The organism is Leuconostoc litchii (genome assembly GCF_008107645.1).
Taxonomy (GTDB): domain Bacteria; phylum Bacillota; class Bacilli; order Lactobacillales; family Lactobacillaceae; genus Leuconostoc; species Leuconostoc litchii.
This window is the reverse complement of record NZ_SDGY01000001.1, coordinates 1120353-1133816: the sequence shown is the minus strand read 5'-3', so window position 1 is coordinate 1133816 and position 13464 is coordinate 1120353. Positions and strand designations below refer to the sequence as shown.

The following is a 13464-nucleotide window of genomic DNA, read 5'->3' as shown; positions in this document are numbered from 1 at the left end:
GGTTGCTTTTTTTATTTGATTTGACGAAAGTACAATGGTTAACTAAAATTAACTATAAGGTAAACACTTTGATAATCGCGGAGGAAAGTTATGAGTACAGCTGATAAACTGTTGGTTTTGTTAATTAATAAATCAGGTGATTGGGTTTCTGGTGAAGCAATTGCAAAACAGTTGGGAATTACACGAACTTCGATATGGAAATCTGTTAAAAAGCTTGAGTCTCAGGGACATGTCATCGAGAGCGTTCGTGGGCAGGGATATCGATATGCAGAGGGCGCTAAAGTTTCTGCGATTGGTATTAAAAAGTATTTAAAATCTGATGTGGATTTGAGAGTGTTTGATACAATCGATTCTACTAATGTATATGCTAGGGAGAAGCTGTCTTCTGGTGAAATTACTAAAAATACAGTTATTGTTAGTGAAAGTATGTCAGCTGGAATTGGTCGTTTAGGAAGAAAGTTTTTTTCACCGAAAAACACAGGTATGTATGTCACCTTTGCTTTGCCATTACCTGTAGAGACAACAGTGAATCCAGGTCGGTTAACCACTAGCACTGCAGTAGCAACGTCAAAAATGATTAAAGAAGTATTTGATATAGATATTCAATTTAAGTGGGTTAATGACTTATTGTACAACAATAGGAAAGTTGGCGGTATTTTGACAGAAGCTATTACAGATTTTGAAAGTCAGCAATTTTCATCGTTGGCTGTAGGTATTGGGATGAATCTTGCCACACCTGACGGTGGATTTCCGGAAGAAATCGTTCAAAAAGCGGGGGCACTTACTGATAAAATGACTGTATCAAGAAATGAAGCCATTGGCTCTTTGATTAATCATTTTTTTGACATGTACCAGGACTATCAGGATGGCCGTTACATACCGGAGTATCGTAAAAAGGTGGTTGGTGTTGGACAAGAAGTGGAGTTGAAGCGTGGTCAGATAAATCTAATAGGTACCATTAAAGAAATAGATGATGATGGTTGCTTAGTGCTTGATACAAAGCAGGGAATAGAACGGATTAATTCTGGTGAAATTACTAAATTATTGCTACCGAATAATAGTTATCAAGGTTAGATATAAAAAGCAACTACACAGACGGTAGTTGCTTTTTTAGTGGATTCTTTTGATGATTTGTAGCTCCGATAAGGTGACAAAAAAGATGAGACCAACATCAATTAAAAAATCAAGTAAACTAGTAATACCTAATATACCAGTCACGTTAATTATGTCACCTATATAAAACTTAATAATAAAACATTTGTATGCAAAACCAATTAAATGAACTATGATCAAACAGACATAGTTACTTAACAAAGTATTTAGAAATCGATGGTGGCTAAATAACTTGTTGCTCTTTCTAACGAGAGCAGCAAAAAATGGCATCAACGTAAAAGCAATTAAAAAACCAAACGTTGTCTTGAAAATATAGCTTGGTCCACCACCGGATGCAAATATGGGTAACCCTAGTAGTCCAGATACGAGGTACAAGAAGGTTAACCACGAGCCATACTTAGCCCCAAGGATAGGGTAGACTAAAAAGATAAAAGCCGTTTGCAGCGAAATGTAGTCGTAGAATGGAATTGGAATAGCTACTTTGGAAGAAACCACTAATAAAGCAAAGTAAATTCCGATTTTACACATAGTTTGTGTATTTATTCTAGCGTTCATTGGTTGATACATCATATAGAATCCTTTCAATATTAGATGTTACCTTTTTTTATTAAAATGGATGACAAATATAATTTACTATAAATGCATTTTCTTGTCAAATGTGTTACCCTTTTTATATAAAAAGGGTAACAGAAATGGAGGGAAGTATGGATTATAAGAAACGCAGTCAAGAAGTATTATGGCTACCATTTACACAAATGAAAGTTTATGATGAAGAACCGATGGTAATTGAAAGTGGTCAGGGGCTCAAATTACGTGACACGGACGGTAATGAATACTTTGACGCTAATTCATCGGTTTGGTTAAATGCATTGGGGCATCATAATAATGAATTGAATCAAGCAATTATTGACCAATTAGATCAAATTGCGCATTCATCAACTTTAGGGATGGCTAACATTCCTGCTATTAAATTAGCGGACAAATTGGTGCAGTTAACGCCCACTGGATTGGATCGTGTTTTTTATTCTGACAGTGGAGCGACAGCAATGGAAATTGCTATGAAAATTGCTTTTCAGTATTGGTTAAATACGGGTATAACAACTAAAAAAAGATTTATTACCATGCAAAATGGTTATCATGGTGATACGATTGGGGCTATGAGTGTTGGTGATATTGACATTTATCATAAGATTTATGAACCTTTACTGTTCCAAAATTTCGTTGCGCCTTATCCGAATGTTTATCATCATGAGTCACATGACGCAAAGAAAACGAAGCAAGATTGTTTAGAAAAATTAGAAAACATTCTTCGAGTACATCATGATGAAATTTGCGGGCTGACGATTGAGCCTTTAATGCAAGGAGCCGCTGGAATGATTGATATGCCAATTGGATTCTTAAGTGGTGTCCGTGAACTTTGTTCAAAATATAATATTTTAATGATTGCTGACGAAGTAGCAGTTGGTTTTGGCCGAACAGGTAAGATTTTGGCATGTACGCATGAGAATGTTGTTCCTGATATTTTGGCTGCTGGGAAAATGTTGACAGGGGGGTATTTACCATTAGCTATTACTATGGTATCTGAGACAATCTATCAAGCCTTTTATGATGATTACGATGAAATGAAAACATTATTTCATGGACATTCTTACACTGGAAATCAATTAGGTTGTGCGGTGGCTTTGAAAAACTTAGAGTTGTATGAAAAATATAATATTCTTGATAATGTGACAGAAAATACATTATTTATGCGTAATGAATTACAGCAATTGTATGATTTGAAAATTGTTGGTGACATACGACAGGTGGGGTATATGGTCGGCATTGAATTAGTTAAAAATAAAAAAGAACGGCAAGCTTATGATGCTAATTTAAGGGTAGCTTGGCGAGCAACATTAATCATGCGAAAACTTGGTTTACTCACAAGACCATTAGGGGACACGATTGCTTTCTTACCGCCTTTGATTTCAACAAAAGAAGAAATAAGGCAAATGATTGCTATCATTAAAGAAGGTATTTATCATGTCATGGAAGAAATGAATCATGAAGAATAAAGGGTATTTTATTACAGGAACGGATACTGAAATTGGTAAAACTTTTGTAACAGCTGTGCTGGCAAGTTATTTTAATAAGCACAATCAAGATATTGGTGTCTTTAAACCTTTGATGAGTGGCGCACGTAGAGAAGATACTAGTAGTGATGCCTATATTTTGAAAGACAGTGCAAATGTTAAGGATAGTTTAGAAGAAATTAATCCTTTTCAATGGGATGAAGCACTAGCACCAGCCTTAGCTCAAAAGCGTGCAAAAACAAACTATACATTAGATGATGTACTAAAAAAATATAATATATTAGCTCAAAAACACAACGGTATGCTTGTTGAAGGAGCGGGCGGCATTACAGTTCCTTATGGGGATAATTTTACTGTGACGGATTTGGCACGTGAATTGAAGTTACCGTTGATTATTGTTGCACCAAACAAACTAGGTGTGATTAATCATATTATACTAACCATCGAATTTGCTAGAAACCATCATCTCAAGATAGCAGGAATTATCTTTAATGGTGCCAAACATAGAGGGACGGTAGAAGATACTAATTTAGCACTATTAAAAGAGATGACAAATGTCCCGATAATTGGTGAATTACCGTGGATAAATCATCAAAGTCCAACAGCGATACTTTTAGAAAAGTATTTAAATTTAAAACCAGTAATGTGATTTTTTGATCATAATAAAGAATTAGATTAAATAAGAAAATATATTACAAATTTTGAGAATAATAAGTGCACTATCTGCACCTATGTTAGGAAAAAACAAACTATTATATTGAATAGGTACATTCGCTCAAAACTGCACTTTGTGCTATAATAATGGTGTTGACTAAAGTCAAAAATTTTTGGAGGATCTAAAACACATGACTGTTAAGATTGGTATTAACGGATTTGGACGCATTGGTCGCTTGGCCTTCCGTCGTATTCTTGAGTTGTCAGACAAGGCTTCAGATATTGAAGTTGTTGCTATCAACGATTTGACAAGCCCTGATATGTTGGCATATTTGCTTAAGTATGACTCAATTCACGGTACTTTGCACGCTGATGTTTCATCAGATGATACAGGTATTATCGTTAACGGTAAGCACTATGCTGTTTACTCAGAACGTAACGCTGCTGACTTAAAGTGGGTTGCTAATGATGGGGTTGATTACGTATTGGAAGCTACTGGTTTCTATACATCAGCAGAAAAGTCACAAGCTCACTTGGATGCAGGTGCTAAGAAGGTATTGGTTTCAGCTCCAGCCGGTGCAGTTCCTACAGTTGTCTACGGTGTTAACCAAGACATCTTGACTGCAGACGACAAGATCGTTTCTGCTGGTTCATGCACAACGCAATCATTGGCTCCAATCGCTAACGTATTGGAACAAGAATTCGGTGTTAAGACTGGTTTGATGTTGACAGTCCATGCCTACACAGCTTCACAAAGCTTGCAAGATGGTCCTAAGTCAGCTAAGTTTGCAAAGCGTCAAGCTAACCGCGATGCAGCTTCAAACTCATTGCCACATTCATCTGGTGCCGCTAAGGCTATCGGAATGGTTGTTCCTTCATTGGATGGTAAGTTGACTGGTTCAGCTATCCGTGTTCCTGTTCCTGATGGTTCAATCACTGAATTGACTGCAGTCTTGAAGAAGGACGTTACAGTTGAAGAAGTTAACGCAGCTATGAAGAAGTACGAATCAGATTCATTTGGTTACAATGGTGATGGTTTGGTATCAACTGATATCATCAATGATACACACGGTACAGTCTTCGATCCAACACAAACTGAAGTTGTTTCTGGTGAAGGACAACAATTAGTTAAGGTTGCCGCATGGTACGATAACGAATACGGTTTCACTTCAAACATGATCCGTACATTGTTGCACTTTGCTACTTTGTAAAATATAGTATTTGGAAAAACACGTTTAGTCGTGTTTTTTTATTTAAGAGGTACTATTATGTATATTTTCCAATAGAAGGCAAACAATTCTTAAACAAATCGCATGTTCTAGGCACTTCTGATAAAAAATATGATATACTTTATTCAATTATCGAACAGGAGTTCTATTTGTGAAAATTGCATTTTCATCTGACAATCATTTTGATTTAAATAAAATTAATGTTGAACGCGCCATGCGTGCACAAGCACTATATTTGTTGAACAAAAATGTTAACGTATATGTTATCGCTGGGGATTTGTTTAATGATTTTAATCAGTCTCTAGCCTTTGTGCGTGGTATGCAATCATTAGTTAAAAATAAAATGACAATTCGTTTTCTCGCTGGAAATCATGATATGGGTAAAAATGTGACCTATGAAGAGTTGGAAAGTGATGTCGATGATTTATACTTTCATAATAAATTTATTGATTTGACTGATAATGTGCGCTTAATTGGTAATAATGGTTGGTACGATTATGGATTTGTCGGTCACGATTATCCCGAACAAGAAATTCAACGATTTAAAAATAGTTTTTGGTATGATCGACGAATTAAACAACCAATGTCGGATAAAGAACGCTTCAATATTAATTTGAAGCAAATTCAAAAGCAACTTATCGCCGCAGGAAATAAACAAACAATTGTTGTTACGCATTTTGTACCACGGGCCGATTATATTAAGCGGTTCCCTAATGGAAACACACGTTTAGATATAGCCAATGCTTTTTTGGGTAGTCCCAAAATTGGACAAGCGGTAGACCAATCTTATACAATTGCAACAATTACAGGACATTTACATTTACATCCGGCGCCACTTAAATTTGGTAATAATATTTACTATAATGCCGCTGTTGGCTATAGCACTGAACGTGTTCATGAATGGTCAAGTGATGATTTTATGACAGAGTGGCAAAAGCGACTCGTTATACTTGATGTTTAAACACCGGCAGGTGTTTTTTTATTTATTAAAAAAGTCCTACAATTTTGAGATAGTTTGACAATCGAAATAAATTATGATAATATTTTGACTATCAGATATTTCGATTATCAAAGTATTTTAAAGAGGAAGCAATAATGCCAGTTCTTACAACAACAGAAATTATGGACCTTATTCCCAATCGTTATCCTATTCTTTATATGGATTTCGTCGAGGAAATGGTACCAGATGAATCAATCGTCGCTGTTAAAAACGTGACAATCAATGAACAGTTTTTTCAAGGACACTTCCCTGGAAATCCAGTTATGCCAGGCGTTCTAATTATTGAATCATTAGCTCAAGCGGCTTCAATTTTGATTTTATCATCACCACAATTCCAAGGTAAGACAGCTTACATGACGGGAATTGATAATGCTAAGTTTAAAAGAATGGTTAAACCAGGCGATGTATTGAAGTTACATGTCACATTCGGTAAGTTACGTGCTAACATGGGAAGTGTGTTAGTTGAAGCCAAAGTCGATGGTAAAACAGCTACATCAGCCGAGTTGATGTTTGTTGTGGCACCAGATGAAAAAGATGAATGAAGCAATTACAACTGATTTTGAACAAATAAATACTGAGCTTGTTGGTGTTTTTAACAATGTGATGTGGATTGAGGAAGCTGCGTTAAAACGCAGCTATTTCTCTGATATAACATTGAAAGATATGCACACAATTGAGGCTATTTCAATGTACGATGAAAAAAGTGCTTCGCAAGTTGCCAAAATTATCCACTTGACACCTAGTTCTATGACAGCTGCCATAGATAAGTTAGTTGAAAAAGGCTACGTTGAACGACGTCGTTCTAGTAAAGATAGGCGTGTTGTACGATTAGGATTAACGCATAAAGGGCGTGTTGTCTATCGTGCACATCAGGAATTTCATCGTGATTTAACACATAATCTGGTAAAAAATATGTCACCAAAAGACGTGAGCATTGTTAAACAAGCGATTCATAATTTGGTTAGCTATTTAGCGCAGATAATTAATCAATAAAGAGGGGAATTATGGAACAATTGAAAATCGTTGCTTCAGCACGTCAAATTCCTGACCGAAAAGTGACAAACCAAGAACTCAGTACAATGATGGAGACTGATGATGAATGGATTTATACTCGGACAGGAATTCATCAGCGCAATGTCGTTACGTCAGAAAATACTAGTGATTTAGCTAGTAGTGTGGCAAAAAAAATTTTAGACAAAAGTGGTGTTTCACCAGAAAGTATTGATTTTATCATTGTTAGCACAATGTCACCAGATAGCTTGTCGCCAAGTACTGCTGCAATTGTTCAAGCTAACATTGGCGCTACGAATGCTTTCGCTTTTGATTTGAGTGCAGCTTGTTCCGGATTTGTGTATGGTATGAGTATTGCTTCAAGCCTATTAATGACACGTTATCAGCGTGGCATAGTTATTGGTGCTGAAGTATTATCAAAGCTAGTTGACTGGAAAGATCGGACAACAGCAGTGTTGTTTGGTGATGGCGCTGCTGGCGTTCTCGTAGAGCGCACACAAGAAAATATTGGGCTACTAGGTGAAGAATTAAGAACTTTTGGTGCAAAAGGTGATAATTTAGTAGCAGGACAGTTTGCTAATACAAATCCATTTTCAAATGAAATTAGTCCATTAGACCCTTATTTTCACCAAAATGGACGTGAAGTATATAGTTTCGCAACGCGCGAAGTACCGGAAGCACTACAAGTTGCATTAGAAAAAGCGCAAGTTTCTGCAGATGATGTAGATTATTATTTGTTACATCAAGCTAACTCACGTATTGTGTCCTCAATCGCTAAGCGTTTTGGACAACCACTATCTAAATTTCCAATTAATATGGCTTTGAATGGTAATACAAGCGCAGCAAGTATTGGTATTTTATTAGATGAGTTGATAGAATCAAAACAGATTCATGCTGGTCAAACAATAGCGTTTGCAGGATTTGGTGGTGGGCTAACTGTTGGCGCTCAAATTTGGAAAATATAAGTTTATCGGTGTAGTCGGCTGCACCGTAAAAATCTAACGAAAATACATATAACGGATTTTAGGAGAAAAAGACTCATGACAGATGCAGAAATTTTTGACAAGACAAAGGAAATTTTGGTTGATCAATTCGATTTGGAAGATGATGAAGTTTCATTAACAACTGATTTGACAAATGATATTGATGCCGATTCATTGGACTTGTTTGAAGTTTTGAACCGTGTCGAAGATGATTTTGATATCAAGTTGGCTGTTGCTGAAGATATTAAGACAGTTCAAGACTTGGTTAATAAGATTAAGGAACAATTAGCAGCATAATTTAGGTGACCTTGGTCACGTACATAATATAATTTTTAAGGATGAGAACATGACAGTGAAAACAATGAACCCTATTTTTGAAAAATTAGGCATGAAATACCCAATTGTTGAAGGTGGGATGACGTGGGCTGGAACAGGTGCCTTAGCTGCAGCTATTTCAGAAGCTGGTGGTCTAGGTTTTATCGGTACTGGTTATTGGCATGGTGATGATGTTCGTAAAGAAATTCAACGTGTAAAAGCGTTGACAGATAAGCCTTTTGGTGTCAATGTAATGCTTTTGAGTCGTCATATACGAGAAGTATTCGATGTAATTATTGAAGAAGGCGTTAGAGTTGTTGCCACAGGTGCCGGAGATCCTTCACCATTTTTAGACGAATTACATGCGGCGGGTATTATAGTTATGCCTGTAGTACCTTCGGTTTCATTAGCACGTATGATGGAAAAGAAAGGTGTTGATGCGGTTATCGCTGAGGGTATGGAATCTGGTGGGCATATCGGTATGTTGACTACGATGGCACTAGTCCCTCAAGTGGCTGATGCTGTTGATATTCCAGTGATTGCAGCCGGAGGTATTGGTGATGGACGTGGTGTTGCTGCTGCCTTTATGTTGGGTGCTTCTGGTGCACAAATGGGGACAAGATTTTTGACAGCAACGGAATCAGAAGTTCATCCTAATTTTAAGGCCAAGATACTTAAGGCCAAAGACATTGATACGATTGTTACAGGCAATTTATTGGGTAATCGTGCGCGAGTTTTGAAAAACAAAATGGCCAAGTCTTTTGTTAAAAATGAAGTGAACGAATTACAAAAAGAAAAGCCAGATGCTGCAGCTATAGAGAAACTTGAATCAGGCACACTACGCCGTGCTGTTCAAGAAGGTGATAAAGAGGGTGGCGCATTTATGGCTGGTCAAATCTCTGGTTTAATTAAGGACGAAAAACCAGCTGCAGATATTCTTGCAGATATTTGGTCACAAGCTACTGATTTGATGGGCATCGAGAACACAACGTTGTAAGTGGAAAATTCGATTAATTTCGGTTTTATTATTTACATATAGTATATGGGGTTTAACATGAAAATTGGATTATTGTTCAGCGGGCAAGGCGCACAGCAAGCCGGCATGGGCTCAGATTTGTATGAAGCACTTCCCGAGTATAAATCAACAATAGATCGTGCATCTAAGGTTTTAGGATATGATTTATCTGAACTGACGAAAGATGCTGATAAAATTGCACAGACACAATATGCACAACCGGCTATTTTATCAATGAGCAACGCAATTATAAATGCTTTGGGTAATGCTTTGCCACAACCAATTGCTGCCTTAGGATTGAGTCTGGGTGAGTATTCAGCGTTAACTGCAGCTGGTGCAATGAACTTTGAGCAAGCAGTCGCTATTATTAAAGACCGTGGTCGATATATGCAAACTGTTGGAGATGAAAATCCTGGCAAAATGGCTGCAATCATGGGCGAAAATCAACAATTGATTGAAAATGTTTTAGCTAAGTTACAAGTTGAAGGTAAACGTGTTTATCCAGCAAATTATAATACATTTGCTCAATTAGTAATTGGTGGTATTGCCGCCGATGTTGATGATGCGGTAGTAGCCCTAACCGATGCGGGAATTAAGCGAACAATTGATTTACCGGTATCTGGCGCTTTCCATACGCCACTATTGAAAGACGCAGCAGTACAATTATCTGAACGTTTGGAAAAAGAAGCTTTTTCCGATTTGAATTATCCGGTTTATTCCAATACTACGAGCGAACCATTCGTGATCGCGTCGTTGCATGAAACTTTAACTAAGCAAATTGTGTCACCTACTTATTTTGCACAAGCGATGCAAAAGATGTTAGATGCCGGAGTAGATACATTGATCGAAGTAGGACCTTCAGACACGTTGATTAAATTCGCTAAAAAAATTGCTCCTAAAGATGTGAACCGGTATGCTATTAAAGATTTAGAAAGCTTTAATCAAGTAAAAGAATTGCTCACAGCAGAAGAGGTATAATATGGCAGACTTTACAAACAAAACTGTATTAGTAACAGGATCATCACGAGGTATTGGTCTAGCAGTTGCGAAAGCATTTGATGCAGCAGGAGCAAATGTTATTTTACACGCACGTTCAGAAATAAATGCGGAAGTGTTGTCAGAATTTAAGTCAAAACCACAAACATTACAATTTGACATTGCTGACGCTGAAGCAGCGGAAGCAAGTTTAAAAGCGCTATATAAGCAAGAAAATTTTCCAGGCATTGATATATTGATTAACAATGCGGGTATTACAAAAGATCAACTCGCCATTGCAATGACACCAGCAGATTTTGCACAGGTTGTTAATGTGAACTTAAATGGTACGTTTAATGTGACACAACCTATATTTAAGAAAATGATACGACAAAAGCACGGGGTTATTATTAACCTAGCATCAGTTGTTGGCTTGATGGGCAACATGGGGCAGGCAAACTATGCAGCATCAAAAGCTGGCTTGATTGGCTTGACTAAAACGCTTGCTAAAGAAGGTTCACGACGTCATATCAGAGTAAATGCTATTGCTCCGGGAATGGTTGTGTCGGATATGACGGGTGCTTTGCCAGAAAAAACGCAGGAAGAAATTTTGAAAAATATTCCATTATCACGTTTTGGTGAAGCTTCAGAAATTGCCGATGTGGCTCTATTCTTAGCAGGTAATGATTATATTACTGGACAAACAATTACAATTGATGGCGGTTTATACATCTAGGTTGTGATGTTGATGTTATGCACTCAGAACATAAAGAAAGGAAATGCGTTTGCGGTCGTTTAATTTAAATTTATGTTGCTATGAATTTTTATTTGATGTCTGTTCACGCTCTTAATATTATGACACGCGTAGTAATTACAGGACTTGGCGCAGTAACGCCATTAGGAAATGATACACAGTCTTTCATGGACGGTATTTTCAATGAAAAAATTGGTATTAAGCCAATTACTAAGTTTGATGCTTCAGAAACGGGGATTACCGTTGCTGGGCAAGTTGATGGGTTTGACCCAGCAGCTCGTGTTGGAAAGCGCGATGCACGTAAAATGGATTTGTTTTCACAATATGCCATTGATGCTGCCGATCAAGCCTTAACTAATGCTGGCTTAAAGTCAGAAGAAGGTGCTGAAGCACCAACTACAGTCGCGGATCCAACTCGTTTTGGTGTTATTTTGGGTAATGGAATTGGTGGTTTAACAACTATTCAGGAACAAGTCATTAAAATGCATGACAAAGGGCCACAACGTGTGAGCCCACTGTTTGTCCCCGAATCAATTCCAAACATGGTTTCTGGAAATGTTTCATTACGCTTTGGTGCCAAGGGCATTAACTCAACAATTGTTACTGCCTGTGCATCTGCAACCAATGCTATTGGGGAAGCTTTCTGGCGTATTCAATCAGGTAAAGCTGATGTTATGTTGACAGGTGGATCAGAAGCCACAGTTAACGAAATTGGGATCGCTGGTTTCGCAGCTTTGACTGCTTTATCAAAGGAAGAAGATCCAAACCAAGCCTCAAAACCATTTGATAAAAATCGTCATGGGTTTGTCTTAGGTGAAGGTTCAGGAATTTTGGTTATTGAAAGCTTAGAACATGCCCAAAATCGTGGAGCGAACATTATTGCTGAATTAGTTGGCTATGGTGCATCATCTGATGCTTACCATATGACTTCACCATCCCCAGACGGTGAGGGGGCTGCGCGTGCTATTCGAGATGCACTGAATGATGCAAACTTGGAAGCTAATCAAATTTCTTATATCAATGCGCACGGAACGGCTACGGGTGCAAATGATTCAGGTGAAGCCCATGCTATTGCTACCGTATTTGGAGAGAATACAGTACCAGTGTCTTCAACAAAGGGTATGACGGGACATTTGCTTGGTGCTGCAGGTGCTATTGAAGCGGTAATTTCAGTTGGCGCATTGACGCGTGGTGAATTGCCAGTCAATGTTGGCCTTGATGAACAAGATGAAGACACTAAGGTAGTGAATTTAGTTAATCAAGAGAATAAGCATCAGGCACCAGAATACGTAATGAGCGCTAACTATGGTTTCGGTGGGCACAATGCCGTAATTGTGTTTAAGAAATGGCACGAAGGGGTTTAATTAATGAGTTTAAATATTGAAGAAATTCGTGGCTTAATTGCAGATTTAGAGAATAGTTCTTTGCGTGAATTTAAAGTTGTTGATGGTGAATTCAGTTTGCATTTATCTAAGAATAAAAGTGAGTCGATTGCTAATACACCTGTTCAAACGCCAATTGCTACCCCTGATACAATTAATCCAGCTGCAGTACCAGCGCAACCAGCAGAAGATGAAGTCGCTAAATCAGGAACTGAGATTGTTGCACCGATGGTTGGAACGGTTTATTTGCAACCAAAGCCTGATGCACCAATGTTTAAACAAGTTGGTGACAAAGTGGCTGTTGGTGAAACCGTGGCTGTGATTGAAGCGATGAAGCTAATGACAGAAATCCATAGTGAAACTAATGGTACAGTTGCTGAAATACTCGTTTCTAATGAAGAAGTTGTTGACTATAATAAGCCACTTTATAGAATCACAACTGATTAAAATATAATTTAAAAGTTTGTATTGATATTTTGAAATTTTAATAAATATTATGCAAACGTACATAATACAAAGGAGCCGAAAATGTCGATTCTAAATACTCAACAAATTCAAGAAATTTTACCTCACCGTTACCCAATGCTAATGTTGGATACGGTGGAAGAACTCGTTCCCGGTGAAAGAGCAGTAGCAATTAAAAATATTAGTGTTAATGAAGAAATTTTTCAAGGTCATTTCCCTGGTAACCCAACGTTTCCTGGTGCATTAACGGTAGAAGCATTAGCTCAAACTGGTGCAGTTGCATTACTTTCTATGCCAGAATTTAAGGGTAAAACAGCATATTTTGGTGGTATTAAAAAGGCTCGTTATCGTAAAATGGTTCGTCCAGGAGATCAATTACGTTTAGAAGTTACTTTAGATCGTTTGCGTGGGCCAATTGGTACGGGTAAGGGTATCGTTTGGGTCGGTGACAAGAAAGCGACAACCGCAGAATTGACGTTTATTATTGGAGATTAAA

At 37.6% G+C, this 13464-nt stretch carries 16 protein-coding genes; 15 read left to right on the top strand and 1 reads right to left on the bottom strand.

Annotated features, from left to right (window positions below):
• The first annotated feature begins 90 nt into the window (after positions 1–90).
• A complete protein-coding gene (locus ESZ47_RS05550) occupies positions 91–1074 on the top strand; it encodes a biotin--[acetyl-CoA-carboxylase] ligase (protein ID WP_148605494.1) in 984 nt (327 codons plus the stop codon).
• A gap of 36 nt (positions 1075–1110) precedes the next feature.
• Here the strand turns inward: ESZ47_RS05550 and ESZ47_RS05545 are convergent, their stop codons facing one another.
• Entirely contained in the window at positions 1111–1683 is a 573-nt protein-coding gene (locus tag ESZ47_RS05545) for a biotin transporter BioY (RefSeq protein WP_244307560.1), read from the bottom strand.
• A 134-nt stretch (positions 1684–1817) separates the two neighbouring features.
• Between ESZ47_RS05545 and bioA the strand changes: the two genes are divergently transcribed.
• The 14 genes from bioA to fabZ (ESZ47_RS05475) all read left to right on the top strand — a co-directional run bounded on the left by bioA (position 1818) and on the right by fabZ (ESZ47_RS05475) (position 13463).
• Positions 1818–3167: an adenosylmethionine--8-amino-7-oxononanoate transaminase gene (gene bioA, locus ESZ47_RS05540; protein WP_148605492.1), complete on the top strand. Its 1350-nt coding sequence runs from the start codon at positions 1818–1820 to the stop codon at positions 3165–3167.
• Positions 3157–3834, top strand: coding sequence for a dethiobiotin synthase (gene bioD / locus ESZ47_RS05535; RefSeq protein ID WP_148605490.1), 678 nt, complete (start codon positions 3157–3159; stop codon positions 3832–3834). The genes bioA and bioD overlap by 11 nt, the downstream gene beginning before the upstream one ends.
• Positions 3835–4030: 196 nt before the next feature.
• Entirely contained in the window at positions 4031–5050 is a 1020-nt protein-coding gene (gene gap / locus ESZ47_RS05530) for a type I glyceraldehyde-3-phosphate dehydrogenase (protein ID WP_148605488.1), read from the top strand.
• 169 nt (positions 5051–5219) lie between these two features.
• On the top strand, positions 5220–6029 hold the full coding sequence (locus tag ESZ47_RS05525) for a metallophosphoesterase (protein WP_148605487.1): 810 nt from the start codon (positions 5220–5222) through the stop codon (positions 6027–6029).
• Positions 6030–6163: 134 nt separating this feature from the next.
• A complete protein-coding gene (fabZ, locus tag ESZ47_RS05520) occupies positions 6164–6610 on the top strand; it encodes a 3-hydroxyacyl-ACP dehydratase FabZ (protein WP_148605485.1) in 447 nt (148 codons plus the stop codon).
• Complete coding sequence (locus ESZ47_RS05515; protein WP_148605483.1) at positions 6603–7061, top strand: MarR family winged helix-turn-helix transcriptional regulator; 459 nt, start codon at positions 6603–6605, stop codon at positions 7059–7061. Before fabZ (ESZ47_RS05520) ends, ESZ47_RS05515 begins: the two co-directional genes overlap by 8 nt.
• 11 nt (positions 7062–7072) lie before the next feature.
• The gene (locus ESZ47_RS05510) at positions 7073–8044 is read left to right on the top strand and encodes a beta-ketoacyl-ACP synthase III (protein ID WP_148605481.1); all 972 of its coding nucleotides are present in this window, start codon (positions 7073–7075) and stop codon (positions 8042–8044) included.
• A 75-nt stretch (positions 8045–8119) separates the two neighbouring features.
• Positions 8120–8359 carry an acyl carrier protein gene (locus ESZ47_RS05505; protein WP_148605479.1) on the top strand — a complete coding sequence of 80 codons (240 nt, stop codon included), beginning with the start codon at positions 8120–8122 and terminating at the stop codon, positions 8357–8359.
• A 49-nt stretch (positions 8360–8408) separates the two neighbouring features.
• A complete protein-coding gene (locus ESZ47_RS05500; protein WP_148605478.1) occupies positions 8409–9374 on the top strand; it encodes a nitronate monooxygenase in 966 nt (321 codons plus the stop codon).
• A 57-nt stretch (positions 9375–9431) separates the two neighbouring features.
• Positions 9432–10370 (top strand): ACP S-malonyltransferase, encoded by a 939-nt coding sequence (locus ESZ47_RS05495; protein WP_148605476.1) that lies wholly within the window; start codon positions 9432–9434, stop codon positions 10368–10370.
• Position 10371: 1 nt separating this feature from the next.
• A complete protein-coding gene (fabG, locus tag ESZ47_RS05490) occupies positions 10372–11103 on the top strand; it encodes a 3-oxoacyl-ACP reductase FabG (RefSeq protein WP_148605474.1) in 732 nt (243 codons plus the stop codon).
• A 119-nt stretch (positions 11104–11222) separates the two neighbouring features.
• A complete protein-coding gene (gene fabF, locus ESZ47_RS05485; RefSeq protein ID WP_148605472.1) occupies positions 11223–12485 on the top strand; it encodes a beta-ketoacyl-ACP synthase II in 1263 nt (420 codons plus the stop codon).
• A gap of 3 nt (positions 12486–12488) precedes the next feature.
• Positions 12489–12950, top strand: a complete 462-nt coding sequence (accB, locus tag ESZ47_RS05480; protein ID WP_148605471.1) for an acetyl-CoA carboxylase biotin carboxyl carrier protein — start codon at positions 12489–12491, stop codon at positions 12948–12950.
• A gap of 81 nt (positions 12951–13031) precedes the next feature.
• Positions 13032–13463 (top strand): 3-hydroxyacyl-ACP dehydratase FabZ, encoded by a 432-nt coding sequence (gene fabZ, locus ESZ47_RS05475; protein ID WP_148605469.1) that lies wholly within the window; start codon positions 13032–13034, stop codon positions 13461–13463.
• Position 13464: the final 1 nt, after the last annotated feature.

Coding starts and splice junctions, on each gene's coding strand:
- ESZ47_RS05515 (WP_148605483.1), top strand. CDS start 6,603: ATGAATGAAGCAATTACAACTGATTTTGAACAAATAAATACTGAGCTT.
- bioA (WP_148605492.1), top strand. CDS start 1,818: ATGGATTATAAGAAACGCAGTCAAGAAGTATTATGGCTACCATTTACA.
- fabG (WP_148605474.1), top strand. CDS start 10,372: ATGGCAGACTTTACAAACAAAACTGTATTAGTAACAGGATCATCACGA.
- gap (WP_148605488.1), top strand. CDS start 4,031: ATGACTGTTAAGATTGGTATTAACGGATTTGGACGCATTGGTCGCTTG.
- accB (WP_148605471.1), top strand. CDS start 12,489: ATGAGTTTAAATATTGAAGAAATTCGTGGCTTAATTGCAGATTTAGAG.
- bioD (WP_148605490.1), top strand. CDS start 3,157: ATGAAGAATAAAGGGTATTTTATTACAGGAACGGATACTGAAATTGGT.
- ESZ47_RS05510 (WP_148605481.1), top strand. CDS start 7,073: ATGGAACAATTGAAAATCGTTGCTTCAGCACGTCAAATTCCTGACCGA.
- fabZ (WP_148605485.1), top strand. CDS start 6,164: ATGCCAGTTCTTACAACAACAGAAATTATGGACCTTATTCCCAATCGT.
- ESZ47_RS05495 (WP_148605476.1), top strand. CDS start 9,432: ATGAAAATTGGATTATTGTTCAGCGGGCAAGGCGCACAGCAAGCCGGC.
- fabF (WP_148605472.1), top strand. CDS start 11,223: ATGACACGCGTAGTAATTACAGGACTTGGCGCAGTAACGCCATTAGGA.
- ESZ47_RS05500 (WP_148605478.1), top strand. CDS start 8,409: ATGACAGTGAAAACAATGAACCCTATTTTTGAAAAATTAGGCATGAAA.
- fabZ (WP_148605469.1), top strand. CDS start 13,032: ATGTCGATTCTAAATACTCAACAAATTCAAGAAATTTTACCTCACCGT.
- ESZ47_RS05550 (WP_148605494.1), top strand. CDS start 91: ATGAGTACAGCTGATAAACTGTTGGTTTTGTTAATTAATAAATCAGGT.
- ESZ47_RS05505 (WP_148605479.1), top strand. CDS start 8,120: ATGACAGATGCAGAAATTTTTGACAAGACAAAGGAAATTTTGGTTGAT.
- ESZ47_RS05545 (WP_244307560.1), bottom strand. CDS start 1,683: ATGATGTATCAACCAATGAACGCTAGAATAAATACACAAACTATGTGT.